The sequence below is a fragment of the Pseudomonas sp. AC169 genome, from assembly GCF_979258515.1.
The window spans coordinates 1,551,250-1,576,310 of sequence record NZ_OZ409866.1 but is presented as its reverse complement, the minus strand read 5'-3'; the positions used below and the strand labels follow the sequence as shown (position 1 = coordinate 1,576,310).

24 protein-coding genes are annotated in these 25,061 nt (G+C 59.7%); 9 read left to right on the top strand and 15 right to left on the bottom strand.

What is annotated here, in order from left to right; all coding sequences use genetic code 11:
- Positions 1–213 precede the first annotated feature (213 nt).
- From panD to dksA, 10 genes are all read right to left on the bottom strand, one after another.
- On the bottom strand, positions 214–594 hold the full coding sequence (panD, locus tag ACZZ0G_RS07110) for an aspartate 1-decarboxylase (RefSeq protein ID WP_003205654.1): 381 nt from the start codon (positions 592–594) through the stop codon (positions 214–216).
- A gap of 205 nt (positions 595–799) precedes the next feature.
- A complete protein-coding gene (gene panC, locus ACZZ0G_RS07105) occupies positions 800–1,660 on the bottom strand; it encodes a pantoate--beta-alanine ligase (RefSeq protein WP_463555724.1) in 861 nt (286 codons plus the stop codon).
- Positions 1,657–2,457 (bottom strand): 3-methyl-2-oxobutanoate hydroxymethyltransferase, encoded by an 801-nt coding sequence (gene panB / locus ACZZ0G_RS07100; protein WP_093434905.1) that lies wholly within the window; start codon positions 2,455–2,457, stop codon positions 1,657–1,659. Before panB ends, panC begins: the two co-directional genes overlap by 4 nt.
- Positions 2,458–2,854: 397 nt before the next feature.
- Entirely contained in the window at positions 2,855–3,340 is a 486-nt protein-coding gene (gene folK / locus ACZZ0G_RS07095) for a 2-amino-4-hydroxy-6-hydroxymethyldihydropteridine diphosphokinase (protein ID WP_463555723.1), read from the bottom strand.
- 4 nt (positions 3,341–3,344) lie between these two features.
- The gene (locus ACZZ0G_RS07090; protein ID WP_463555722.1) at positions 3,345–4,748 is read right to left on the bottom strand and encodes a polynucleotide adenylyltransferase PcnB; all 1,404 of its coding nucleotides are present in this window, start codon (positions 4,746–4,748) and stop codon (positions 3,345–3,347) included.
- A 735-nt stretch (positions 4,749–5,483) separates the two neighbouring features.
- On the bottom strand, positions 5,484–6,920 hold the full coding sequence (locus tag ACZZ0G_RS07085; RefSeq protein ID WP_463555721.1) for a sigma-54-dependent transcriptional regulator: 1,437 nt from the start codon (positions 6,918–6,920) through the stop codon (positions 5,484–5,486).
- Between the two features lie 22 nt (positions 6,921–6,942).
- Positions 6,943–9,897 (bottom strand): sensor histidine kinase, encoded by a 2,955-nt coding sequence (locus ACZZ0G_RS07080; RefSeq protein ID WP_463555720.1) that lies wholly within the window; start codon positions 9,895–9,897, stop codon positions 6,943–6,945.
- Entirely contained in the window at positions 9,881–10,057 is a 177-nt protein-coding gene (locus ACZZ0G_RS07075; protein ID WP_003176118.1) for a hypothetical protein, read from the bottom strand. The genes ACZZ0G_RS07080 and ACZZ0G_RS07075 overlap by 17 nt, the downstream gene beginning before the upstream one ends.
- Positions 10,058–10,134: 77 nt before the next feature.
- A complete protein-coding gene (gene gluQRS, locus ACZZ0G_RS07070; RefSeq protein WP_463555719.1) occupies positions 10,135–11,031 on the bottom strand; it encodes a tRNA glutamyl-Q(34) synthetase GluQRS in 897 nt (298 codons plus the stop codon).
- Between the two features lie 197 nt (positions 11,032–11,228).
- Positions 11,229–11,672, bottom strand: coding sequence for an RNA polymerase-binding protein DksA (gene dksA / locus ACZZ0G_RS07065; protein ID WP_007909922.1), 444 nt, complete (start codon positions 11,670–11,672; stop codon positions 11,229–11,231).
- A 334-nt stretch (positions 11,673–12,006) separates the two neighbouring features.
- Here dksA and ACZZ0G_RS07060 point away from each other — a divergent pair, with 334 nt between their 5' ends.
- Complete coding sequence (locus ACZZ0G_RS07060; RefSeq protein WP_053123886.1) at positions 12,007–13,179, top strand: pyridoxal phosphate-dependent aminotransferase; 1,173 nt, start codon at positions 12,007–12,009, stop codon at positions 13,177–13,179.
- Positions 13,179–13,892, top strand: a complete 714-nt coding sequence (gene sfsA / locus ACZZ0G_RS07055; RefSeq protein WP_463555718.1) for a DNA/RNA nuclease SfsA — start codon at positions 13,179–13,181, stop codon at positions 13,890–13,892. The genes ACZZ0G_RS07060 and sfsA overlap by 1 nt, the downstream gene beginning before the upstream one ends.
- Here sfsA and ACZZ0G_RS07050 read toward each other — a convergent pair.
- Positions 13,889–14,206 carry a Rieske (2Fe-2S) protein gene (locus ACZZ0G_RS07050; protein WP_463555717.1) on the bottom strand — a complete coding sequence of 106 codons (318 nt, stop codon included), beginning with the start codon at positions 14,204–14,206 and terminating at the stop codon, positions 13,889–13,891. The two genes, sfsA and ACZZ0G_RS07050, sit on opposite strands and share 4 nt — an antisense overlap.
- A gap of 165 nt (positions 14,207–14,371) precedes the next feature.
- On the opposite strand from ACZZ0G_RS07050, the gene ACZZ0G_RS07045 reads away from it, so the two are divergent.
- Genes ACZZ0G_RS07045 through ACZZ0G_RS07030 form a run of 4 tightly spaced genes read left to right on the top strand, consistent with a single transcriptional unit; the run spans position 14,372 to position 17,918 of the window.
- Positions 14,372–15,244, top strand: a complete 873-nt coding sequence (locus ACZZ0G_RS07045) for a heme/hemin ABC transporter substrate-binding protein (protein ID WP_463555716.1) — start codon at positions 14,372–14,374, stop codon at positions 15,242–15,244.
- Between the two features lie 50 nt (positions 15,245–15,294).
- Complete coding sequence (locus ACZZ0G_RS07040) at positions 15,295–16,278, top strand: FecCD family ABC transporter permease (RefSeq protein WP_463558835.1); 984 nt, start codon at positions 15,295–15,297, stop codon at positions 16,276–16,278.
- Positions 16,278–17,045: a heme ABC transporter ATP-binding protein gene (locus ACZZ0G_RS07035; RefSeq protein ID WP_463555715.1), complete on the top strand. Its 768-nt coding sequence runs from the start codon at positions 16,278–16,280 to the stop codon at positions 17,043–17,045. Before ACZZ0G_RS07040 ends, ACZZ0G_RS07035 begins: the two co-directional genes overlap by 1 nt.
- Before the next feature lie 21 nt (positions 17,046–17,066).
- Positions 17,067–17,918: a ChaN family lipoprotein gene (locus ACZZ0G_RS07030; protein WP_463555714.1), complete on the top strand. Its 852-nt coding sequence runs from the start codon at positions 17,067–17,069 to the stop codon at positions 17,916–17,918.
- 228 nt (positions 17,919–18,146) lie between these two features.
- Here the strand turns inward: ACZZ0G_RS07030 and ACZZ0G_RS07025 are convergent, their stop codons facing one another.
- The 4 genes from ACZZ0G_RS07025 to ACZZ0G_RS07010 form a co-directional block, all read right to left on the bottom strand.
- Positions 18,147–18,947 (bottom strand): Crp/Fnr family transcriptional regulator, encoded by an 801-nt coding sequence (locus ACZZ0G_RS07025; protein WP_463555713.1) that lies wholly within the window; start codon positions 18,945–18,947, stop codon positions 18,147–18,149.
- Between the two features lie 16 nt (positions 18,948–18,963).
- Complete coding sequence (locus tag ACZZ0G_RS07020) at positions 18,964–19,236, bottom strand: TfoX/Sxy family protein (RefSeq protein ID WP_003228231.1); 273 nt, start codon at positions 19,234–19,236, stop codon at positions 18,964–18,966.
- A gap of 274 nt (positions 19,237–19,510) precedes the next feature.
- Positions 19,511–19,855, bottom strand: coding sequence for a pentapeptide repeat-containing protein (locus ACZZ0G_RS07015; RefSeq protein ID WP_463394890.1), 345 nt, complete (start codon positions 19,853–19,855; stop codon positions 19,511–19,513).
- Between the two features lie 90 nt (positions 19,856–19,945).
- A complete protein-coding gene (locus ACZZ0G_RS07010) occupies positions 19,946–21,502 on the bottom strand; it encodes a bifunctional aminoglycoside phosphotransferase/ATP-binding protein (protein ID WP_463555711.1) in 1,557 nt (518 codons plus the stop codon).
- Positions 21,503–21,620: 118 nt separating this feature from the next.
- On the opposite strand from ACZZ0G_RS07010, the gene mrcB reads away from it, so the two are divergent.
- The 3 genes from mrcB to ACZZ0G_RS06995 are packed head-to-tail and all read left to right on the top strand — an operon-like array spanning position 21,621 to position 25,046.
- Positions 21,621–23,945 (top strand): penicillin-binding protein 1B, encoded by a 2,325-nt coding sequence (gene mrcB, locus ACZZ0G_RS07005; protein WP_463555710.1) that lies wholly within the window; start codon positions 21,621–21,623, stop codon positions 23,943–23,945.
- A gap of 16 nt (positions 23,946–23,961) precedes the next feature.
- Positions 23,962–24,711 carry a tetratricopeptide repeat protein gene (locus ACZZ0G_RS07000; protein ID WP_463555709.1) on the top strand — a complete coding sequence of 250 codons (750 nt, stop codon included), beginning with the start codon at positions 23,962–23,964 and terminating at the stop codon, positions 24,709–24,711.
- Positions 24,711–25,046 (top strand): YqcC family protein, encoded by a 336-nt coding sequence (locus ACZZ0G_RS06995; RefSeq protein ID WP_463555708.1) that lies wholly within the window; start codon positions 24,711–24,713, stop codon positions 25,044–25,046. Before ACZZ0G_RS07000 ends, ACZZ0G_RS06995 begins: the two co-directional genes overlap by 1 nt.
- Positions 25,047–25,061 lie beyond the last annotated feature (15 nt).

Sequence of the window (25,061 nt, the reverse complement as noted above, 5' to 3'; positions counted from 1 at the left end):
TTTACTTGAACGGCCTTTTGAACACTGAACAGACCCGGCACGCCCTGTTTGGGCATCGGATCAACTGTGTCGACACGATTTCCGGACACAGGGCGAATACAGTAAACCTCGCGCTGCGTTCTGTCTTGACTTTGTCTGACCAGATCCCTGTACTTTTTTAACATCGAGACCGGGAACTGGCCGACAAACGGAGGGGGTGGGGCAATATCGGGTTCAGGCGAGCTGGACCGGGATGGCGTTGCTGGTGTGGCTCAGCTCATTGCCGGGCGCCATGTAAAGCATGCGCGGCTTGAAATTGACCAGCTCGGCTTCGCTGTAATGGGCATAGGCACAAATGATCACGCGGTCACCGACCTTGGCCTTGTGCGCAGCGGCGCCGTTGACCGAGATCATCCGCGAGCCTTCTTCGCCACGGATCGCATAGGTGGTGAAACGCTCGCCGTTGTCGACGTTATAAATCTGGATCTGCTCGTATTCACGGATGCCGGACAAGTCCAGCCACTCGCCATCGATGGCGCACGAACCTTCGTAATCAAGCACCGCATGAGTGACTTCGGCGCGGTGCAGTTTGGCCTTGAGCATGATCGCGTGCATGTGGGTTTTCCCGGGTTGGAATCGAACGGCGGGCAGTGTGCCCGAAGGCTTTTAAGGCGGCAATACAGCTGAAACCAGATCTTTAAAACACAAAAAAACCTGTGGGAGCGAGCTTGCTCGCGAAGGCGTCATGTCAGTCGATATTTACGTCAGCTGACAGATTGCATTCGTGAGCAAGCTCACTCCCACAGGTTATCGGTGAGGCTTAAACCGGCGTATCGAGATTCAGGTGCAGGTTATCGATCAACCGCGTGGTGCCGAGGAACGCGGCCACCAGAATCACCAGATCACGGTCTTCAGCCGTTGCCGGACGCAGGGTCAGCGCATGGCGGATTTCCAGGTAATCCGGACGCAGGCCCGCCGCTTCCAGCTGCTGCACTTGGGCAGCGATCAGCGCCGGGAAGTCGCGTTCGCCTGTTTTGATCGATTCGGCAATGTTGCTCAGCGAGCGATAGACCACCGGCGCCACCGCGCGTTGTTCTTCACTGAGGAAACCATTGCGCGACGACAGCGCCAAGCCATCGGCAGCGCGTACGGTCGGCTCGCCGATGATCTGGATCGGCATGTTCAGGTCATGCACCAGTGCGCGGATCACCGCCAGTTGCTGGTAATCCTTCTGACCGAAGATCGCCAGGTCCGGCTGGACCATGTTGAACAGCTTGCTGACCACGGTCGCCACGCCTTCGAAATGCCCCGGACGGCTGGCGCCGCACAGGCCTTCGGAGAGTTGCGGCACGCTGACCCGGGTCTGCCCGGCCATACCGTCGGGATACATTTCCTCGACAGTCGGCGCGAACAGCAGGGAACAACCCGCTTCGAGGAGTTTTTCCTGGTCCGCCGCCAAGGTGCGTGGGTATTTATCGAGGTCTTCGCCGGCGCCGAACTGCAGCGGGTTGACGAAAATACTCGCAACCACAAAATCCACCCGTTGGGTGGCTTTGGTGATCAGCGCGACGTGGCCGCTGTGCAGGTTGCCCATGGTCGGCACAAAGCCGATGCGCTTGCCTTCACTGCGGGCGCGGGCCACAGCGGCGCGCAGTTCGCGTACGGTTTTGACGGTGTTCATGCAGAGAATCCGTGTTCGATGCCAGGGAACGTGGTGGCTTTGACTTCATTGACGTAAGCCTTCAACGCGGACTGGATGCTGTCCTGACCGTGCATGAAGTTCTTCACGAATTTCGGTACGCGGCCAGTGATCGACAGGCCGAGCATATCGTGCAGCACCAGGACCTGGCCGTCGGTAGCGTTACCAGCACCGATACCGATCACGGGAATCTTCACTGCCTGACTGATTTCAGCGGCCAGTTCACTCGGTACGCATTCCAGCAGCAGCATCGCCGCACCGGCCTGTTCCAGCGAGATCGCATCAGCACGCATCTGCCGCGCTTGGTTTTCGTTGCGGCCCTGCACTTTATAGCCGCCAAGAATGTTCACTGCTTGCGGAGTCAGGCCCATGTGCGCGCAAACCGGCACACCGCGCTCGGCGAGCAGACGGATCGACTCGGCGAGCCACAGCTGACCTTCGACCTTGACCATGTGCGCACCGGCCTGCATCAGCATGGCGCTGTTAGTCATGGTTTGTTCGAGAGTGGCGTTGGCCATGAACGGCAGGTCGGCGAGGATCAGGGCGTCGGTGTTGCCGCGTTTGACGCAAGCGGTGTGGTAGGCCATTTCTGCGGTGGTCACCGGCAACGTGCTGTCGTGACCTTGCAGGACCATGCCGAGGGAGTCGCCCACCAGCAGCACTTCGACACCGGCCTCATTGCAGGCGTGGGCGAAGGTCGCGTCATAGCAGGTCAGCATGGTGATCTTTTCACCTTTCTGCTTGAGGCTCTGGAGCGTGGTCAGGGTGATGGCTGGCATGTAAGAAATCCTCGTTCAGGCGCTCTGGAAACTACTGCGAGTAACGCGCGTGATTCTTCATCTACTCAGGCGCACGCTCTTTTGTCGTGCTTATAAGGCCTGGATTGCGCCCGTGTGTGCCGGGTTGGCGGCAGCGGGACGCCTATAGTCGTGATGAGCCAACAGGAAGTCAATTGCGTGTGTTACCGCAATGTTACGAGGGGAGTGTTACCGGCGTTACTGATGCGATTCAGCGGCGCGGCGGGGCTGATTCGGCGAGTTTTTGTCCGACAAAATCCAGCGTATGCAATAAACCAATGTGGGAGCGAGCCTGCTCGCGAAGGCGGTGGATCAGTCAACATTGCGCTGAATGAAACACCGCCTTCGCGAGCAGGCTCGCTCCCACAGGGGATTGCAATCAATCTGTCGGGAGGCGTTCCAGGCCGACGAACGGGCAGGCTGCCAGCAGATCGGGAAGGCTGCGGCCATCGGCCAGACGCAGTTCTTGCGGCGCCAGTTCGGCGAGGGGATAGAGCACGAACGCGCGTTCCTGAATCTGGTAATGCGGGACTTTCAGACGCGGCTCGTCGATCAGTCGATCACCGAACAGCAGAATGTCCAGATCCAGCGTACGCGGACCCCAGCGCTCAAGACGCTCGCGACCTTGATCGTTCTCGATCGCTTGCAAGGCATCGAGCAATTCAAGCGGCGCGAGCGAGCTGTCGAGCGCTGCCACCGCGTTGGTGTAACGCGGTTGGCCCGGCAGCAACGAGTCGCTTTGATAGAAGGCGGAAACGCCGGCGAGTGTGGTGTGCGGCAATTGCCCCAGCGCCTCGACGGCGCTGCGCAACTGTTCGGCCGGGTCAGCGAGGTTGCTGCCCATGCCGATGTAGATGCGTTCCATGCGTTTATTCGCCTGTCGAAGCGCTCGGGGCGCCAGCGCGTTTGCGCTTGGAACCGCTGCTGCGGCGACGTTTGCGCGGCGCGCCACTGGCGTCATCACCCTTGCCGCTGAGGTCGCGGATCATGTCGCGGCGTTCGCTGTCGTTGGCGTCCTGGTAGTCCGTCCACCATTCACCCAGACCATCCGTTTCTTCGCCCGCGCTTTCGCGCAGCAGCAGGAAGTCGTAACCGGCGCGGAAACGCTGATTGTCCAGCAACAGATCGGCACGTTTGCCGCTGCGCCGTGGCAGGCGCTCCTGCATGTCCCAGATCTCGCGGATCGGCATGGTGAAACGCTTTGGAATCGCAATGCGCTGACACTGTTCGGCGATCAGCTCGTGAGCGCCTTCCTGCATCGCCGGTATCGGCGGCATGCCACGTTCCTGCAGACGCAACACGCGCGCCGGCAGGGCTGGCCACAGCAGCGCGGCAAACAGGAACGCCGGGGTCACCGGTTTGTTCTGCTTGATGCGCAGGTCGGTGTTGGTCAACGCTTCGCTGATCAGCGTGTGGGTGTATTCCGGGTTGTGTTCCAGCGCGTCGGCACTGGCCGGGAACAACGGGGCGAACAGTTGCAGATCAACCAGCATTTCGAAGGTGATCGCGCCGTGCCCCGAGAGGAACAGCTTGAGCACTTCTTCGAACAGACGCGCCGAAGGGATTTCGCGCAGCATCGGTGCCAGTTCGCGGATCGGTTGCACGGTGTGCTTTTCGATGCCGAAATTGAGCTTGGCGGCGAAACGTACGGCCCGCAGCATGCGCACCGGGTCTTCCTGATAGCGCTGCTTCGGATCGCCGATCAGACGGATCAGGTGGTTGCGGATGTCGTGTACGCCGTTGGCGTAGTCGAGGATGCGCTCGCTGACCGGATCGTAATACAGGGCGTTGATGGTGAAGTCGCGGCGTTGCGCGTCTTCTTCCAGGGTGCCGTAAACGTTGTCGCGCAGAATCCGCCCGCTCTCGTTGCGCGAGGACTGATTGCTGTCTTCGTCGTCTTCGTTGACCGGGTGATTGGCGCGGAATGTCGCGACTTCAATGATTTCGCGACCGAAATGGATGTGCACCAGTTTGAAGCGACGGCCGATGATTCGCGCATTGCGGAATTCGGCACGGACTTGCTCAGGGGTGGCGCTGGTGGCGACGTCGAAATCCTTGGGCGTGATGCCCAGCAGCATGTCACGCACGCAACCGCCGACCAGATAAGCCTGGTAACCGGCACCTTGCAGGCGTTCGACGATATTCACCGCATAGCGGCTGAATTGCGTTTTCTGCAGCGAATGTTGGCCGCTGTTGAGCACTTCAGGGGTGCTGCGGATGTGTTGCGTACGACGCACGGGAGCTCGGAATGACTGGAACAACTTCTTCAGCATGGGATGCACTGTTTGAAGGAATGTTCGGCCATACCAAAGAATGACCGCATGATGGGCGCAGATTCTAGCATTTAGTCGGGGGATGGTGTAGGAGACAGCAGTTTCGAGCTGAAAGCCGCAAGCTACAAGGGTGAAACGGGGGTAAAACAGGGAGTTTTTTACATAAGGGAGAAACTACAAGGGGAGCCGAAGCTCCCCAAGAAGTAGTTGCGTGCTCTTTTTATTATTGATTCGGGCTTCTTGTTTTTGTTGAGTGCCCTCGCCACGAAGCTTTTCCTTCGTGACCCTCCCAATCGGGAGCCAAGAGCAAACGGATTGCTTTGGTCGCTGAATTGCAGTGATCTCTCGATCCAACCAGTACAGGCTCTGTCTTAGGACAGTTTTTGTTGTTCTCGGCCTGGTCGTGGGGCAAGCCCCAAATACAACGCCTCTCCAAAAGAATCAGTTAGCTGCGCCTCTCGCCGTCTTGTTTTTATTGTGCGTGAGTCGATTCGTCTTATTTTTATTGTCTTGTGCATTGCTTGTTATTGTTCTTGTACTAAACATATAGCAGGGGGCGTGCCAACTTTTGTGAAACCCAATAAAACAAGGGGTTAGGTCGATATAACCGTTTTGTCGGGGCGAAAAAAAGCCGGGGTTTCGTTACCGATAACCCCGGCTTCTGTTACGTGAAAGGACTGAGGTAACAGTTTTTTCACATTCTCAAGCGTTACCCGCACGCTCGACAGGTAACGTTCAGCTCTCGCTGGCGACCCCGGTCTTGCGCCGCGGGATGCCCAGACGCTGACGGCGTTCCCACAGACATTTGCGGCTGACGCCCAGTTTGCGCGCCAGTTCGGTCTCGGTCATGTGGTCCTGATGCTCGAGGACGAAGTGCTGGAAGTAGTCTTCCAGCGACAGGTCTTCGGTCGGCTCGTGGCTGCTGTTGCTGGCGTTACCCGCCGTTTGTGGCGGCAGACCGATGAACTCGTCGTCTTCCAGATCGCTCAGCTCGATGTCGATACCCAGCAAGTCGGCGGAAATTTCCGGGCTTTCGCTCAGAATCACTGCGCGCTCGACTGCGTTTTCCAGCTCACGCACGTTACCCGGCCAGGAATAGTGACGGATCGCCTGTTCGGCATCCGCAGCAAATTTCAGGTCGGTACGATTGATGCGTGCGCTCTGGCGAGCGAGGAACGCCGTGGCGATTTCGTTGACGTCGGCACCGCGCTCGCGCAGCGCCGGCAGTTTCAACGCGATCACATGCAGGCGGTAATAAAGGTCTTCACGGAACTGGCCGATTTTCGCCAGGCTCTTCAGGTCCCGGTGAGTGGCCGCAATCAGGCGCACATCGACTTTCTGCGACTGCACCGAGCCAACCCGGCGAATCTCGCCTTCCTGCAACACGCGCAGCAGGCGGGCCTGAGCTTCGAGTGGCAGCTCACCGATTTCGTCGAGGAACAGCGTGCCGCCGTCCGCCGCTTCAACCAGACCGGCTCGACCGGCGCTGGCGCCAGTGAACGCGCCTTTCTCGTGGCCGAACAGTTCGGACTCGATCAGGCTTTCCGGAATGGCCGCGCAGTTCACCGAAATCATCGGCGCCTTGGCGCGTTTCGAAAGGTTGTGCAGAGCGCGGGCCACCAGTTCTTTACCGGTGCCGGACTCGCCCTGGATCAACACGTTCGAATCGGTCGGCGCGACTTTGCGGATCTTGCTGTACAGGTCCTGCATCGGTGGGCAGGAGCCGATGATGCCGATCTCGCCATTACTGTTGTCGACGGCAGATTTGCCACTGCCATTGGCCGGTTTGCTGGCAACCGTTTCACTGGCGGCCGGCGCTGACTGGCGATCACGCAGGATCCGCGCGACAGCCTGAAGCATTTCATCGTGGTCGAAAGGCTTGGCGATGTAGTCCACCGCGCCCATCTTCATCGAGTCGACCGCCGAGCGCAGGCTGGCGTAACTGGTCATGATCAGCACTGGCGTGCCCTGGCCGAGCTTGATCAGCTCGGTACCCGGAGCCCCCGGCAAACGCAGATCGCTGACGATCAGATCGAACGTAGGAATGGTGAAGCGTTCTTGTGCTTCCTGCACTGAACCGGCTTCGCTGACCTGGTACTGGTTGCGTTCCAGCAGGCGGCGCAAGGCGGAGCGGATAATTGTTTCGTCTTCGACGATCAAAATGTGCGGCATTGATTCGATACTCTCGACGGTCTCAGTTCACAGCGGACGTCGCTTCGACATGACGCGGCAATGTCACCCGGATACGGGTGCCGCGTTGGCTTTGTACATCAGCCGGGCTGTCGATGGTGATTTGTCCATAATGCTCTTCAACGATGGAATAGACCAGTGCAAGGCCCAGACCGGTGCCTTCGCCAGGATCCTTGGTGGTGAAGAAGGGTTCGAACAATCGGTCCATGATGTTCTTCGGAATGCCGCTGCCTTCGTCTTCGACGATCAGGTCGACCGTGTGTTCGCCGGCTTCGCTCTTGACCCGTACCGCACTGTGCGGCGGCGAGGCGTCGCGGGCGTTGGAGAGCAGATTGATCAAGACCTGAGCGAGCCGTTGCGGATCGCCTTCGACCCAGTGATCCGGATCGCACAGGTTGTAGAACTGCACTTCGAAATTGCGTCGGTTCAGCGCCAGCAGGCCGATGGCATCCTGCGCGACTTCGGCCAGACAAACGGGCTCGTCGCTGTGCTGATGGCTGCCGGCGTGGGCGAAACTCATCAACGACTGGACGATGCGTGACACGCGTTTGGTCTGTTCAAGAATCTGCCCGCTGATTTCCGTCAGCTCGCCGTCGTCTTCACGTTCTTCGCGCAGGTTCTGCGCCAGACAGGCGATGCCAGTGATCGGGTTACCGATTTCGTGGGCTACACCGGCCGCCAGGCGACCAATGCTGGCCAGACGCTCGGAGTGCACCAGTTTGTCTTCGAGCATCTGCGTTTCGGTCAGATCTTCGACCAGCAGCACAAGGCCGCTGTTACCCGGGGCCAACGGCTCATCAATCGCCGCTTTGTGCAGGTTCAACCAGCGCGTCTGACCGTCGAGGGCCAGATGCTGTTTGTGCAAATGTTCGTCGGGAAGGTTGATGAAGCCTTGCAGCAATTCTTTCCACGGCTCGCCAATCGTGCTCAAACGCGAACCGACCACGCGTTGCGCGGCGATCCCGGTGAGTTCTTCCATGGCCTTGTTCCACATCAGGATCTCTTGATCTTTGGCCAGCGAGCAGACGCCCATCGGCAGTTCCTGCAAGGTTTGGCGGTGGTAGCGACGCAGGGCATCGAGCTCGGCGGCCAAACCGGTGAGGCGCGAGTGGTAATCCTCGAGGCGGCTTTCGATGAAGTGGATGTCTTCGGTCACATAGTTTTCGCCGCCGGCCTTGTACGGCAGGAAGGTCTCGACCATGTCCTGCGCCACGCTCGGGCCCATCAGGCCGGACAGGTTGGCTTCAATGCGGTCACGCAAACGGCGCAACGCGTAAGGACGGCGCTCGTCAAACGGCAGATAGAGGTCACGTAGTGCCTGCTCGACTTCTTTCTGCGCAGCCTTGGCACCCAACGGTTTCGCCAGTTGTGTGGCGAACTCCTGTGGCGAGGCGGCGTGCAGCTCACGCCGCTGCGGGCGACGAACGTTATCCACAGCGCAGGCTTCAGCGGCGCTGGCTTCTTCGGGACTGGCGTTGGTGAACAGCGAGATCAGGGTGAACATCAAGACGTTGGCGGCGAGTGAAGCGATAGCCGCCATGTGCCAACTGGTGTCGTCGAGCACGTAAATCATGTTCAGCAGCGGGATGTAGAAACCCTGCAGATTGCCGACCAGCGGCAACAGCATGGTCACTACCCAGACCAGAATCCCCGCCAGCAGACCGGCGATAAAGCCGCGACGGTTGGCGGTCGGCCAGTACAGTACCGACAACACGCCGGGCAGGAATTGCAGGGTCGCCACAAACGCGACGATGCCGAGGTTGGCCAGATCCTGCTCGGCGCCGAGCATCAGGTAGAAACCGAAACCGGCCATGATGATCGCGACGATCAGCGCCCGGCGGGTCCACTTCAGCCAGCGGTAAATATTGCCTTCGGCCGGCGGTTGATAAAGCGGCAGCACCAGGTGGTTCAGCGCCATGCCCGACAGCGCCAGCGTGGTCACAATGATCAATCCGCTGGCCGCCGACAGACCGCCGACATAGGCGAGCAGTGCCAGCGGTTTGCTGTTGGCGGCAATGCCGATGCCGAGGGTGAAATATTCCGGATTGGTTGTCGCGCCGAGTTTGAGGCCGGCCCAAAGGATCAGCGGCACCGCCAGGCTCATCAGCAGCAGAAACAGCGGCAAGCCCCAACTCGCACTGACCAGCGAGCGCGGATTGAGGTTTTCGGTAAAGGTCATGTGATACATGTGCGGCATCACGATCGCTGAAGCGAAGAACACCAGCAGCAGCGTGCGCCATGGGCCTTCCTGCAACGGCGTGTGCAGAGCGGCAAGGGCTGTCTGGTTTTGTAGCAACCACAACTCGAGTTGCTGCGGGCCGTCGAACACGCCGTATAGCGCATACAAACCGACGCCGCCGAGGGCGATCAGTTTGATCACCGATTCGAACGCAATCGCGAACACCAGGCCTTCGTGCTTCTCGCGGGTGGCGATGTGGCGGGAACCGAAGAAAATCGTGAACAGGATGATCAGCGCACAGAATGCCAGCGCCACGCGGCTCTGGATCGGCTCGCCGGTCAGAATGCCGATGGAGTCAGCCACCGCCTGAATCTGCAACGCCAGCAAGGGCAGCACACCGATCAGCATGAAAATTGTGGTCAGCGCGCCAGCCCAAGTGCTGCGAAAGCGAAAGGCAAACAGGTCTGCCAGCGACGACAGTTGATAGGTGCGGGTGATTTTCAGGATCGGATAGAGCAACACCGGCGCCAGCAGAAACGCGCCGGACACGCCGAGATAGCTGGATAGAAAGCCGTAGCCGTACTGATAGGCGAGGCCGACCGTGCCGTAGAACGCCCAGGCACTGGCGTAAACCCCCAGCGACAGGGTGTAGGTCAGCGGGTGGCGAATGATCGCGCGCGGGATCATGCCCCGTTCACTGACCCAGGCAACGCCGAACAACGCCGCCAGGTACGCGGCGCTGATCAGGATCATCTGGGTCAGGCTAAAGCTCATCGGCATCTTTTTGGCTCTGCAGGATGAAGGTCACGACAATCAGGATCAGCCAGAGCAGATAGGGGCGATACCAGGCGCCCGTAGCGTCGATCCACCAATCCATGATGGCGGGGGAAAACAGGTAGATCCCCACGACTAAAAGCAGGACCAAGCGATAGATGTACATCCCGGCCTCTCTTTTTTATGCGCGTGCCCGAAAACGTGCGGCGATGGTAACGGATGGGCGCGCGACTGCAAGTGTCGTCATAGCAGTTGCGCTTCGGGCAGGGTCAGTGTGCTCGGGATCCTGGTGGCATCCCAGTGCGCGCTGCCCCATGCCAGCAACTCTTGCGGCGAGGCGTGAGCCAGTTCGGCGCCGGGGTTTTGCCCCAAGGCGCTCAGGGCTCGCAGTAACAATGGTGTGGCTTGATCGGCCTGCAGCGGCGGCGAGCGGTAGGACTTGCCGAGCTTGTTGCCGTCCGGCTGGATGATCAGCGGCAGGTGCAGGTAGCGCGGCTGACGCAAGCCCAGCAGTTCTTGCAGATACAGTTGGCGCGGCGTCGAGTCGAGCAGGTCGGCACCGCGCACAATGTCGGTAATGCCTTGCCACGCATCGTCGAGCACCACGGCCAGTTGATAAGCGTAGAGACCGTCGCGGCGGCGGATCACGAAGTCGCCGACGTCACGGCCAAGATGCTGGCGGTATTCGCCTTGCACACGATCGATGAAGTGGTATTCCAGTTCCGGCACGCGCAGGCGGATGGCGGCGTCTTGTTGGTCATGACCGGCATTGCGGCACAGGCCCGGATAAATGCCGTTGTACGCTTCAAGCTGTTTGCGCGAGCAGGTGCAGGCGTAAGCGAGGCCGTGATTGAACAGGCTGTTGAGCACTTCGGCGTAAGCATCGTGGCGATCGCTCTGGCGCACCATGTCACCGTCCCATTCAAAACCGTAGCTTTCCAACGCTTTAAGGATCGCCGCTTGCGCACCGGGTTCTTCGCGGGGCGGATCGAGATCTTCCATGCGCACCAGCCAGCGACCACCGACCGAACGGGCGTCGAGGTAAGAGGCGAGGGCGGCGACCAGCGAACCGAAGTGCAAATGGCCACTGGGCGTTGGGGCGAAGCGGCCGATGTAGGCGGGGGATTTCTTGGCAGTCATGAAGACGAAACTACTTTTCAGGCTATACGCAGGTCAACCTGTGGGAGCGAGCCTGCTCGCGAAAGCGTAGTGTCAGACGATCAAATGCTGAATGACACAGCGCTTTCGCGAGCAGGCTCGCTCCCACAAGAGCCAAAGGCAAAAGGCAGAAACAAAAACGGAGCGTTCGCACGCTCCGTTTTTCGTTCAGGTCGAGATTACTTGCCGACCTGCTTTTCCTTGATCTCTGCCAGGTTCTTGCAGTCGACGCACATGTCGGCGGTAGGACGGGCTTCAAGGCGCTTGACGCCGATCTCGATGCCGCACGAATCGCACCAGCCGTATTCGCCGTCTTCGATCAGTTGCAGTGTCTTGTCGATCTTTTTGATCAGCTTGCGCTCGCGATCACGGGCACGCAGTTCAAGGGCGAACTCTTCTTCCTGACTGGCACGATCGGCCGGGTCGGGAAAGTTGGCCGCTTCGTCCTTCATGTGATCAACAGTTCGGTCGACTTCCTGCATCAAGTCCAGTTTCCACTTGGTCAGGATCTTGGTGAAGTGCGCGCGCATGGGTTTGCCCATGTACTCTTCGTCTTTGGCCTGAACGTAAGGTTCGAAGCCACTGATCGCCGTTTGCTGCTGTTGCTTTGCTTGGGTGGGCATGAAATGGACCGCCTCTACTCTTGTAATCCATTGCGCAGGATTGCTCCATCACCGACACCTGCCGGCCCTGCGGCTGCAAGCGGGCGAACTTACCAGATCAAATCGGCCTGCGCTACTCCCGGATGTCGAGGCCCCGGCGGGTGGCGCTTGCAAATGTTTGGCAAGCCGTGTCTGGTGGTGTTGAAGACCTGTTCAATCACTGATTTTAGTCAATCCTGGAGCGTACGCTCATATCGTTACAGTCCAGCGTTCTTGAGGCTGTGACCGCTGCGGGTTCTCGCTCGTTCCGGCAGATGGGTAGAATCGTCTCTTTTTCCCTGCCGAAGGAAAACCAATGGCTCAGCCCTACAGTGCGCGCAGTCGTGCGATCGAACCGTTCCATGTGATGGCGCTGCTGGCGCGGGCCAATGAGTTGCAGGCTGAAGGCCACGACGTGATCCATCTGGAGATCGGTGAGCCGGACTTCACCACCGCCGAGCCGATCATTCGTGCAGGGCAAGCGGCGCTGACCGCAGGCAAGACCCGTTACACCGCTGCGCGCGGTATTCCTGAGCTGCGCGAAGCGATTGCCGGTTTTTATCAATCGCGTTACGGCCTGAACATCGATCCACGGCGGATTCTGATCACCCCGGGCGGTTCGGGTGCGCTGTTGCTGGCCAGCGCGTTACTGGTCGACCCCGGTAAACACTGGCTGCTGGCGGACCCGGGTTATCCGTGTAACCGCCACTTCTTGCGCCTGGTGGAAGGTGCGGCGCAGTTGGTGCCGGTAGGTCCGGACGTGCGCTATCAACTGACCCCGGATCTGGTCGAGCGTCATTGGGATCACGACAGCGTCGGCGCTTTGGTCGCTTCGCCCGCCAACCCGACCGGCACGATCCTGACTCGCGATGAACTGGCCGGGTTATCCACAGCCATCAAGGCCAGACACGGGCATCTGGTGGTGGACGAGATCTACCACGGCCTGACTTACGGCACCGATGCGGCGAGCGTGCTGGAAGTCGATGACAGCGCTTTTGTGTTGAACAGTTTCTCCAAATATTTCGGTATGACCGGCTGGCGACTTGGCTGGCTGGTGGCACCGGATGCGGCTGTCAGCGAGCTGGAGAAACTGGCGCAGAACCTCTACATCAGCGCGCCGAGCATGGCGCAATACGCGGCGTTGGCCTGTTTCGAACCGGACACTATCGCGATCCTTGAAGAGCGCCGCGCCGAATTCGGCCGACGTCGTGATTTCCTGCTGCCGGCGTTGCGTGAACTCGGTTTCAACATCGCCGTCGAGCCTGAAGGCGCGTTCTATTTGTACGCCGATATCAGCCAGTTCGGCGGCGATGCCTTCGCGTTCTGCCGACATTTCCTCGAAACCGAACATGTCGCGTTCACCCCGGGTCTGGATTTCGGCCGCTATCAGGCCAGCCACCATGTGCGTTTTGCCTACACGCAAAACCTCCCTCGCTTACAGGAAGCGGTGGAACGCATCGCTCGCGGTTTGAAGAGTTGGCAGGGCTGATGCGCTTTTATCCAGAACTTGAAGAAGCGCGTCTGATCCGCCGCTACAAGCGTTTTCTCGCCGATATCGAAACCGTTAACGGCGAGTTGCTGACCATTCACTGCCCGAACACCGGCTCGATGCTCAATTGTCAGGTCGAGGGCGGGCAGGTCTGGTTCAGTCGCTCCAACGATCCGAAACGCAAATTGCCCGGCACTTGGGAAATCGGCGAAACCCCGCAAGGCCGCTTGTTTTGTGTGAATACCGGGCGCGCCAACGGCTTGGTCGAAGAGGCGTTGCAGGCAGGTGTCATCACCGAGTTAAACGGGTTTACCGCGCTGAAGCGCGAAGTGGCGTACGGGCAGGAAAAGAGCCGTATCGATTTTCGCCTCGAATACCCGAGCGGCCCGGCTTACGTGGAAGTGAAAAGCGTCACCCTGGGCTTCGACGGTACAGCGGTGGCGGCGTTTCCCGATGCGGTGACCCAGCGCGGTGCCAAGCATTTGCGTGAACTGGCACATCTGGCGCGGGACGGGATTCGGGCGGTGCAGTTGTATTGCGTCAATCTCACCGGGATTGAAGCGGTGCGGCCGGCGAAGGAAATCGATTCGGCCTACGCCGATGCGCTTCTTGAAGCGGTCGCATGTGGCGTTGAGGTTCTGGCGTATGGCGTGCGGCTGAACCATCAAGAGATGGTCATCGACCGACGTCTCGACGTGCTGCTTAACGGTTAAACATCGATCCACAGCCCTTGCGCATCTTCCCGGCAAGGGATGGCGCTGAGTGATTGCCCGGCGCAAGGCCCGGCGACGCATTCACCATCCTCGATCAGAAACAGTGCGCCGTGGGTGGCGCACTGGATCAGGCTGTTGCTCGGGTCGAGAAACTGGTCGGGTTGCCATTCCAGCCCTACGCCCCGGTGCGGGCAGCGATTGAGGTAGACGTAGGCCTGGCCGCTGCGGCGTACGGCGAATAGCTTGTTGCCGTCGATCTCGAACCCACGGCTTTTCGCTTCGCCCAGATCGGCGCCAGCGCAGAGAAACTTCATGGCTATCCTCTAGTGTCTGCTCGTGTCCGGATATGTCCGAGCTTGACGTTTAAATGCAAACAATTATCAAATGGCGGCCTTCGCCCGCAGGGCGGCTGGTAGATGTCGAGGATACTTGGCCTGTCCTGCCGATGCCCGGGAAAACTTCTTTCAAGGAAGCTGTGTATGCGCCTGAGTACCCGCGTTGCTGTGCTGTGTGCCGGACTGTTCGTCAGCCATCAGGCTGCAGCGACCGATTTGCCGCAACGTTGGGTCAGCGCCGGTGGTGCACTGTCGGAGTGGGTCAGCGCCTTGGGCGGCGAATCGAAACTGGTTGGCGTGGATACCACCAGTCAGCATCCGGACTCGTTGAAGGCGCTGCCGAGCATTGGTTACCAACGCAGTCTTTCCGCTGAGGGCATTCTCAGTCTGCGCCCGGATATCTTGATTGGCACTGAAGAAATGGGCCCACCTCCGGTTTTGGCGCAAGTCAAAGCGGCCAAGGTTCAGGTGGTGTTGTTCTCGGCTCAACCGGATCTGCCGACGCTGGAGAAAAATGTCACTCATCTGGGCCAGTTGCTGGGTACCGAGCCACAGGCTGCGCAGTTGCTGAAAAGTTATCAACAGCAGCTCGATGCGCAGAAGGTGCGAGTCATCGACGCACAAGCCAAACAGAAAGCGCCGGGCGTGTTGCTGTTGCTCGGGCATGCCGGCGGCAAACCGTTGATTGCCGGCAAGGACACCGCTGCCGACTGGCTGCTGCAACAGGCCGGCGGGCACAATTTGGCAACTCATACCGGATACAAACCGTTCTCCGTGGAATCCCTCGCCAGCCTCGACCCTGAAGTGCTGGTGTTCGCTGACCGTGCGTTGACCGGTGACGCGGCGAAAGCGGCGCTGTTCAAGGAAAACCCGATTCTCAATTCAAGCCGCGCGGCCAAGGCTGGCCAGGTGCTGGAACTGGACCCGACCCTTCTGGTCGGCGGCCTCGGACCACGACTGCCGGCGGCGCTGAAAACCCTGACTGACGGTTTCTACCCGGCCAAGAGCGGCCAATGACCACATTGGTAAAACCCCGTGCCTTGTTTATTGGCCTGACGCTCCTGTGTTTGCTGGCAATCTGGCTGTCATTGGCGCTGGGGCCGGTGAGTCTGCCGCTGTTCGACACGTTGCGCGCGGCATTGCGCATGCTCGGCGTGCCTCTGGCACCAGATGGTCTGGAGCAGGCTGAACTGATTCTCGGGCAGATTCGTCTACCGCGAACCTTGCTCGGGCTGGCGGTTGGCGGTGTGCTTGCCTTGTCTGGCGTGGCGATGCAGGGCTTGTTCCGTAATCCGCTGGCGGATCCGGGACTGGTCGGTGTTTCCAGCGGCGCGGCACTGGGCGCAGCGATCGCGATTGTCGGCGGCTCGTTCTTTGGCGGCCTGCCGGAGTGGTTCGGGCCGTATCTGTTGTCAGTCTGCGCGTTTCTCGGCGGGCTCGGTGTGACGGCGCTGGTCTATCGACTCGGCCGCCGTAATGGCCAGACCAATGTCGCGACCATGCTCCTCGCGGGCATCGCGCTGACAGCGCTGGCCAGTTCGGCGGTTGGCCTGTTCACTTACCTGGCGGATGACGCCACGCTGCGTACACTGACCTTCTGGAACCTCGGCAGCCTCAATGGCGCCAGTTACGCGCGGCTCTGGCCGTTGCTGATCATCAGCGCCGGTGTCGCATTGTGGTTGCCGCGTCGAGCCAAGGCGTTGAATGCGTTGTTGCTGGGCGAATCGGAAGCCGGGCATTTGGGCATCGATGTCGAAAAGCTCAAACGTGAACTGGTGTTCTGCACGGCGCTGGGTGTCGGCGCCGCAGTAGCGGCCGCCGGGATGATCGGTTTTGTCGGGCTGGTGGTGCCGCATCTGGTGCGTTTGCTGGCGGGGCCGGATCACAAAGTGTTGCTGCCAGCATCGGTGTTGGCGGGGGCGAGCCTGTTGCTGTTGGCTGATCTGGTCGCGCGGTTGGCGCTGGCACCGGCAGAGTTGCCGATCGGTATCGTCACTGCGTTTATCGGGGCACCGTTCTTCCTTTACCTGCTGCTGCGAGGACGTGCCTGATGTTGCGCGCGCACAATCTGCATATCCAGCGGGGTCGCAAGGCAGTGCTCAGCGATGTCACGCTGCAACTCGAACCGGGTGAGGTGCTCGGTGTGCTCGGGCCAAACGGTGCTGGCAAAAGTACCTTGCTGGGCGCCTTGTGTGGTGAATTGGCGGCGAGTGCGGGCGGGGTTTCGCTCGACGGGCAAGCGTTGAGTCACTGGACCGGCCCGCAGCGCGCGCAGCGATTGGCGGTGTTGCCCCAAGTGTCGACCCTGGATTTTGCTTTCCGCGTCGAAGAGGTGGTCGGCATGGGCCGCTTACCTTGGCAAAGTGGCCGGCTGCGGGATGACGAAATCATCATGGCGGCTTTGGCTGCAGCGGATGCCGGGCACTTGAGCGGTCGCAGTTATCTGGCGTTGTCCGGTGGCGAACGGCAGCGCGTGCATCTGGCGCGGGTGTTGGCGCAACTCTGGCCGGGGCAGGCCGGGCAGACGCTGCTGTTGGATGAGCCGACGTCGATGCTCGATCCACTGCATCAGCACACCACCTTGCAAGCGGTGCGCGAATTCGCTGATCGCGGCGCTGCGGTATTGGTGATCCTGCATGATCTGAATCTGGCGGCGCGTTATTGTGATCGGGTTCTGCTGCTTGAAGGTGGGCGTCCGGTGGCGCTGGATACACCGCAGCACGTTTTGCGTCCGGACACGCTCCAAGCCGTATTCGGTCTCGAGGTGTTGGTGCAGCGGCACCCGGAGCGTGGGCATCCGCTGATTATCGCCCGCTGACTGGATCATTGAGGTGATTGCATGCGTGGGTTGTGGCTGTTGACGGTGGTGTTGCTTGCGGGGTGTCAGCACGTTGTTGCGCCAGCGCCGATCAATGGCGAGATTCGCGATCTGCGCAGTGGTGAGGTGCTGACAGCGCAGCAACTATTGACGCGTCTTGCTGAGCCTGAGCGGTTGATCATCGGCGAGCAGCATGACAACGCCGATCATCATGCCGCGCAGTTATGGCTGTTGCGCTCGCTCGGTGAGCGGCGGCCGCAGGGCAGTCTGCTACTGGAAATGCTCACGCCGGATCAGCAGCCTCGCGTTGATCAAGTGCGCCAGACGACTACGCCGCCCGCTGACCTCCCAGGCGCATTGGTCTGGCAGGATGGCTGGGACTGGAATCTCTACGGGCCGATTGTCCGCTTCGCACTCGCTCAACCGTATCCGTTGCTGGCAGCGAACCTGAATAACGCCGAAATCCACGCTTTCTATAGCAATCCGCCCGAGCTGAAGGGCAAGTGCAGCAATACGGAATCGGTAAAAACCGTTTTGCTGGAGCAGATCAGCGATTCCCACTGTGGCCTGCTGCCCGAATCACAGATGCCGGCGATGCTGGCCGTTCAGCAACAACGTGATCGGCGTATGGCTGAGCGTCTGCTGGCAGCTCCGACACCTTCAATCTTGTTGGCCGGTGCTTGGCATGCGCGCAAGGATGTTGGAGTGCCGCTGCATGCTGTGGATTTGGGCGCCACTGCGGCACCCACCGTGTTGATGCTGGCGGAGCAGGGCACCGAGGTGACTGCAACGATGGCCGATTACGTTTGGTTCACACCGACCACGCCAAAGCAGGATTACTGCGAGCAGATGCGCAAACAGTTCGGCAAATGACTTTTCTGCAGGCAAAAAAAGACCCGGTAAAAAACCGGGTCAAATAACCGTGATTAGCCTGATGAGGAGATAATCTGAGAGTCCGAACCAAGGGCTTTTCAGAATATCGACTGATCTCGCGACCAGTTGTGATAATCATAGCGATTCTCATTACCGAGTCAACAACTGTTTTTCCGTTTCTGTGAATTCGTTCGGAAAATGGCCGGTACGCCCCGTAAACAAAGGCCTTCAGCGTTGCCCTTCAGTCGACTTCATTTGCGTGATCTGCCGATTCAGCTGGCCGATCCGCCGTGCCATGCTCTCAATCAGGCTGTGGGCGATCTTTGGATTGGTTCGTGTCATGCTCAAAAATTGATCACCGGGAATCAGCATCACGGTGCTCGGCTCTCGGGCGATGACCGTGGCATTGCGCGGCTCGCCGGTAAACACGGCCATGGCACCGAAAATCTCGTCCTTGGCCACATCTCCCACTTTATGCCCGTCGACAAACGCTTCGGCATGCCCGTCGATGATCACAAACACGTGATCAGCCGCGTCCCCCTGGTTGATCAGGGTTTCCCCCGCCTCGACCCGTTTGAAACCATTGGTGCTGCGAAACTCGCGCGGTTTCAGTTCCGCGACGGCATGGGCGAGGATTGCCATCTGCCCCAGCAGATATTCGAGGAACAGGTCTGCCCGACGCGCGTCGGCATACAAATGCTGGAAAACCTCATGGCGCCAATAGGGCGTCAAGCGCAACGCCCCGTCACTGCACAAACGGCAATCGGCCCAGTCTGCACCTTGCTGAAGGCCGATCAAATCGCCGTCCTGCCAATATAAAAGTGGTCGGGCGCCGATACAGCCGGTGATCACCCCTTCATTGAGCAGAAACAACTGGTCGGCGGGTAACTGCGTCAGCAAATCATCCGATGCCTGCAGCTCCAGCGCCGGCCCGCAAGGCGCCAAATCACGCAGCCACAGCAGGGGCAAGCTCTGCAAACGGTTGATCAAGGCATCGGCCCAAGCCGATTGTTCCCCCAGTAAATACATGACGGTCTATGCCCGTTCAGTTCTTGTGGCGCGAGGAAATGGCTTCGAGTTGCTTATTGAGGGCGTCCTTGCGTTCGGCGGGGATGTCGTTCCAGTGCACATCCATCAGTGCGCCCTCGATCGCATACAACAACACCTTCGATGCGCGAAACCCGCGGGTACGCACGGCCCGGTAGGCGTCCACCGCGCCCAGGCGACGCAAGTCCGAGGCGCTGTGGATGCCCACGGCATGCAGCCATTGCGCCGACGTCTTGCCAAGATTCTTCAGGTGTTGCAGTTCATCATTCATCAAGCCTCCTTGCGACGGCCGAATGGTGCGTGGGCGAGCTTCTCAGGAGTGTAGCCATCAGTAGGAAAAGCGTGGTTGTTTGGTCGGATTCGACGCAAATGCTTCTAAGAAAGGGCGCTTGAACGGCCTGCGAACGCAGAAAGAAGGGAGAAACGCGGAATTGTGGGAGCGAGCCTGCTCGCGAAAGCGGTCATGCTTCCACGATCAGGTGACTGACACTCCCATTTCGCGAGCAGGCTCGCTCCCACAGGGTGTGGGCGTAGTAACGGAGATTTCAGCGAGTGCGATAACGCAGGCGCGTACCGAAATTCATCGACATCAGAATCTCGTCAGCACTCAGCTCCGGCGGAAAGTACGCCCCGGAAATTTGCGCGTGAGCCAGACTCGCGCCTTCCAGCGAGGCGTTACGGAAATCGATGCCACGCAAATCGGCGGAACGGAAGTACGCGTCCCGGAAATCCACGCCATCGGCATTCAGTTCACGCAGATCGAGCCCACGGAAATCGCCGCCGACCATGTCGATCGAGCCATCCTGCGGGCGCTCTTTGTTGAAACCTGTGATGTCGTCTTTGTGTAGCAAGGCATAAAGCGGGGTGTCGAGAAGTTTCGGCTGGCTCATGTCATATCACCATTGGTTTTATGACGCCAGTATAGTGCCACTATTTGACGGCCGTGAAGCAAGCGAGGGCTCCACGGCCGAAATAGTTTCTTACAAGCCTGGCAAGCGCTGACGGATCTGCGCGACCACGGTATCCAGCGTGCCGGATTCATTGGTCTGCACGCGTTTGCTGCGCAGGATTTCTTCCGGCGTCAGCGCTTCACGATTGGCCTGTTGGGCTTCGATCACGGCCAGGGTGGCGTCAGACGGATCCTGTTTGTCAGCCTGACGAATCGCCAGCCAGCTCTCGATCACCGCTTGCGGCGCGTTGCAGTCGAGGATCAGGAATGGCGTGCCGGTGGCTTCGGCGATCTTCGCCGCATTGTCGCGCTGCTCGCGCTTGAGGTAAGTGGCATCGATCACCACCGGGAAACCAGCGTGCAGGATGACTTCAGCAATTTCATGCAGGCGTGCGTAAGTCGTTGCGCTGGCATCGGCGCTATAAATGCCGGCCTGCACATCATTGGCAACGGTTTGCTCACCGAACAGGCGCTTGCGTTCTACGTCCGAACGCAGACGAATCGCGCCCAGCGCTTCGACCAGACGCATGGCCACGTGGCTCTTGCCGACAGCAGAAACACCATGGGTAATCGCCATGAAGCGCGAAGGAATGGTGCTGTAGCTTTCCGCCAGGTTGGCGTAGTTGCGGTACTGGCGCAGGGTGGTGGCGCGCTGCACCGGGGTCGCGTCCGCCGGCATGCTGAACAGCGCAACCTTGGCGCGAACCAGAGCGCGGTAGGCTTTATAGAAGTTCAGCACTTCCAGACCTTGATAGTCGCCGGTCAGCTCCAGATATTGGCTGATGAAACGGCGCGCCAAGGATTTCAGGCCGCGGTCTTCCAGGTCCATTGCGAGGAACCCGGTGTCGGCCCAGACGTCAGTGAAGCGGAACGGTTCGTTGAACTCGATGCAGTCGAAGATCACTACTTTGCCGTCGATGACGGTGGCGTTGCCCAAGTGGATATCGCCGTGGCATTCACGGGTGAAACCCTCGGTCTTGCGTTGCGCGAACAGTGGCTTGAGACGCTCGAAGCTGCTTTCTGCCCAGGCTTTTAGCGCCTCGAGTTGCAGCAGATCGTTTTTGTCGCTTAGGAACGGCAGGATCTGTTCGAAGTTTTGCGAGACCGGCGCCATTACGCTGTCCGGGGTGCCGGCGTCGTGTTCGGCCGGGACTTTTGGCGCCGTGAGGTGGAAGCGAGCGATCTGCTCGGCCATCTCGTCGATATGCTGGGTGGTCAGCTCGCCGTTGGCTTGCAAGGTGCTGAGCATGCCGCTCTGCGGGAACTGGCGCATTTTCAGCACATATTCGATGGCCGGGCCGTCGCCGCCCAGTTGCGGTGCTTCAACGCTACCGGTCACCGGCAACACTTCCAGATACAAATCATCAGTCAGACGCTGGTTCAGACGCAGCTCTTCAGCGCAGAAATGTGCGCGCGACTCGAGGCCGGTGAAGTCGAGGAAGCCGAAATTCACCGGTTTCTTCACTTTATAAGCAAAGGGACCGGTGAGGATCACCCAGGAGATATGGGTTTCGATGACCTGGAACCCTTCGACGGGGTGCGGGTAGAGGGCCGGGTTTTGCAGGGCAGCGATCAGTGACTGGCTCACGGGCGATCCTTCAGAGACTGGGGGAAATTCGAGGCGGCCATTATGGCTGCTCGCCAGCCTGACGCAAACCTCGGAGCGCTCCTGTTGAGGATGAATAAAGTGCGTATAATCCGCCGCCATGACTCGAACTCGATCTCCCCGTACCAAGAAAAAACCACCCTCCAAGGGCCTGAGCCCATGGTTGAGCTGGGCCATTAAACTCAGTCTGGTCGGCCTTGTTGTGCTGGCCGGCTTCGCCGTTTACCTCGATGCCGTGGTGCAGGAGAAGTTCTCCGGCAAACGCTGGACCATCCCGGCCAAGGTCTACGCGCGACCGCTCGAGCTGTTCGTCGGACAAAAGCTCAGCAAGGACGATTTCCTCACCGAACTCGATGCCCTCGGCTATCGCCGCGAAGCCGTGAGCAACGGCCCTGGTGCCGCTGCGGTCAATGGCAATACAGTCGATCTGAATACTCGTGGCTTTCAGTTCTATGAAGGTCTGGAAAAACCGCAGCCAGTGCGCGTGCGTTTCTCCGGCGATTATGTAGCCGAGCTTTCTGCGACCAACGGATCGAAATTGTCCGTGGTACGCCTTGAGCCGTTGATGATCGGCGGCATTTATCCAAAAAATCTCGAAGACCGCATTCTGATCAAGCTCGATCAGGTGCCGCCGTATCTGCTCGAAACCCTTGTCGCAGTCGAAGACCGCGATTTCTACAGCCATTGGGGCGTGTCGCCGAAGTCGATCGCCCGCGCTGTCTGGGTCAATACCTCGGGCGGCAAGATGACGCAGGGCGGCAGTACGCTGACCCAGCAGTTGGTGAAAAACTTCTATCTGACCAACGAACGCAGCCTGACCCGCAAGCTCACCGAAGCGATGATGGCGATGTTGCTTGAGCTGCATTACGACAAAAAGGAAATCCTTGAGGCCTACCTCAACGAAGTCTTCGTCGGTCAGGACGGTCAGCGTGCGGTGCACGGTTTTGGTCTGGCCAGTCAGTTCTTCTTCGGTCAGCCATTGTCCGAGCTGAAGCTGCATCAGGTTGCATTGCTGGTCGGCATGGTCAAAGGCCCGTCCTACTACAACCCGCGTCGCAATCCGGAGCGTGCGCTGGAACGACGCAACCTAGTGCTCGACGTGCTTGAGCAGCAGGGCGTGGCGACGGCTGAACAGGTCGAAGCAGCGAAGAAAATGCCACTGGGTGTGACCACGCGCGGCAAGCTCGCTGACAGCTCGTTCCCGGGCTTTATCGATCTGGTCAAACGCCAGTTACGTGAAGACTACCGCGACGAAGACTTGACCGAAGAAGGCCTGCGCATTTTCACCAGTTTCGACCCGATCCTGCAGATGAAAGCCGAGGCGTCGGTCAACGACACCTTCAAGCGTCTGGCCGGGCGCAAAGGTTCTGATGACGTGGAAGCGGCGATGGTCGTGACCAATCCGGAAACCGGCGAAGTCCAGGCGATGATCGGCAGCCGTCAGGCCAGTTATGCCGGTTTTAACCGCGCACTGGATGCGGTGCGACCGATCGGTTCGTTGATCAAACCGGCGGTTTATCTGACCGCGCTGGAGAAACCGAGCCAGTACACGCTGACCAGTTGGCTGTCGGACGACCCGTTGTCGGTCAAAGGCGCGAACGGGCAAGTGTGGAAGCCGCAGAACTACGATCGCCGCTCCCATGGCACCGTGTTCCTTTATCAAGGGCTGGCGCATTCCTACAACCTGTCGACCTCGCGTCTGGGGCTGGAGGTCGGCGTGCCGAATGTGCTCAAGACCTTGGGGCGTCTGGGCGTGACGCGTGAGTTTCCGGCCTTCCCGTCGATGTTGCTTGGCGCTGGCGGCATGACCCCGATCGAAGTCGCGACCATGTACCAGACTCTCGCCAACGGTGGTTTCAACACGCCGATGCGCGGTATTCGCAGCGTACTGACCGCCGAGGGCGAGCCGCTCAAACGTTATCCTTTCCAGATTGAACAGCGCTTCGATCCGGCGTCCATCTATCTGATCCAGAACGCCATGCAGCGTGTGATGCGTGAAGGTACCGGCAGCTCGGTTTATAACGTGTTGCCCAAGACTCTGACGCTGGCCGGCAAAACCGGCACCAGTAACGATTCCCGTGACAGCTGGTTCGCCGGTTTCAGTCAGGATCTGCTGGCGGTGGTGTGGCTGGGCCGCGACGATAACGGCAAGACGCCGTTCACCGGCGCTACCGGTGCGCTGCAGGTCTGGACCAGTTTCATGCGCAAGGCCGATCCGCTGCCGCTGGACATGCCGCAACCGGACAACGTCGTCCAGGCGTGGGTCGATTCGCGCACCGGGCAAGGCTCTGATGCCAACTGCCCAGGGGCGGTGCAGATGCCGTATATTCGCGGCAGCGAACCGCCACCCGGCGCCGCCTGTGCAAGCGAAACGCCTGCTTCCGGCGAGTCGGTGATGGATTGGGTCAAGGGCTGGATGAATTAAGCAAAGAGGGTTTCAAGTGAACAAGTGGTTGATTCCAGCGGTGACCGCCGTGGCTTTGCTCAGCGGCTGCTCTACCGTACAGCGTGGTTCGATTCCGGTGGTTGATTCCGGGACTGCGGTGTCCAACAGCGAACGTATTTCGGCCAATGGCGGTTTCCGTCAAACCACCGTAAAGCGTCCTGCGCAAGCGCAGACCCAAGCGATCCCGCAAGGCGATACCGGCGTGGTGGTCATGGTGCCGGGTGGTGGCGCAACAACGTCCGCGCCTATCAGCTCCTCGCCGATCGTGCCGGGTCCTGCGTCCGGTGGTATCACGGCAGGCCCGTATAACCCTTCAGCGGTTGAGTCGGCGCCGGTCAGCACGGGCAGCTACAGCATGCCGTCGACGCCGAGCGGCATTCCTTCGGCGAGCAGTGGCGGCGCTCTGTCGGCCGACGAGCAACTGGACGGTCCGGTACTCGCGTTGCTGACCACCGCGCAACAACAACAGGCCGGCGGTGACCTCAATGGTGCGTCGTCCAGCCTGGAGCGCGCCCAGCGAGTCGCACCGCGTGAGCCGCAAGTGCTTTATCGTCTGGCGCAAGTACGCATGGCTCAGGGCGATGCACCGCAGGCCGAGCAGTTCGCCCGTCGTGCGCTGACCATGGCCAACGGTCGCCCGGACCTGCAAGCCAGCCTATGGGAAATTATTGCTCAGTCCCGTGAGAAACAAGGCGATTCCGCCGGTGCCGCTCAGGCCCGTCAGAAGGCCAAGGTTTCGCTGTGATGGATGCCCGTTTCCCGAAAATCGCCGATCAGTTGTTGCTGATCGAGCGGGAACTGCGCGCTCAAGGCTGGTGGGATGAAGTTCAGCCGTCAGTGGAAGCGCTGAGCAGTGTCGAGCCATTTTCGGTCGACACGCTGGACTTCGAACAGTGGCTGCAATGGATCTTCCTGCCGCGCATGAAGATGATCCTTGAACAGGATCTGCCGTTGCCGAATGCCTCAGGTATTCAGGAAATGGCTGAAATGGTCTTCGCCCAGCGTAACGTGCAGGGCCGGGATCGTCAGCTTCAGGCGCTGCTCAAAGAGTTTGACCTGCTGATCACCGCTTCACGCTGAAATTGAAAACTGCCA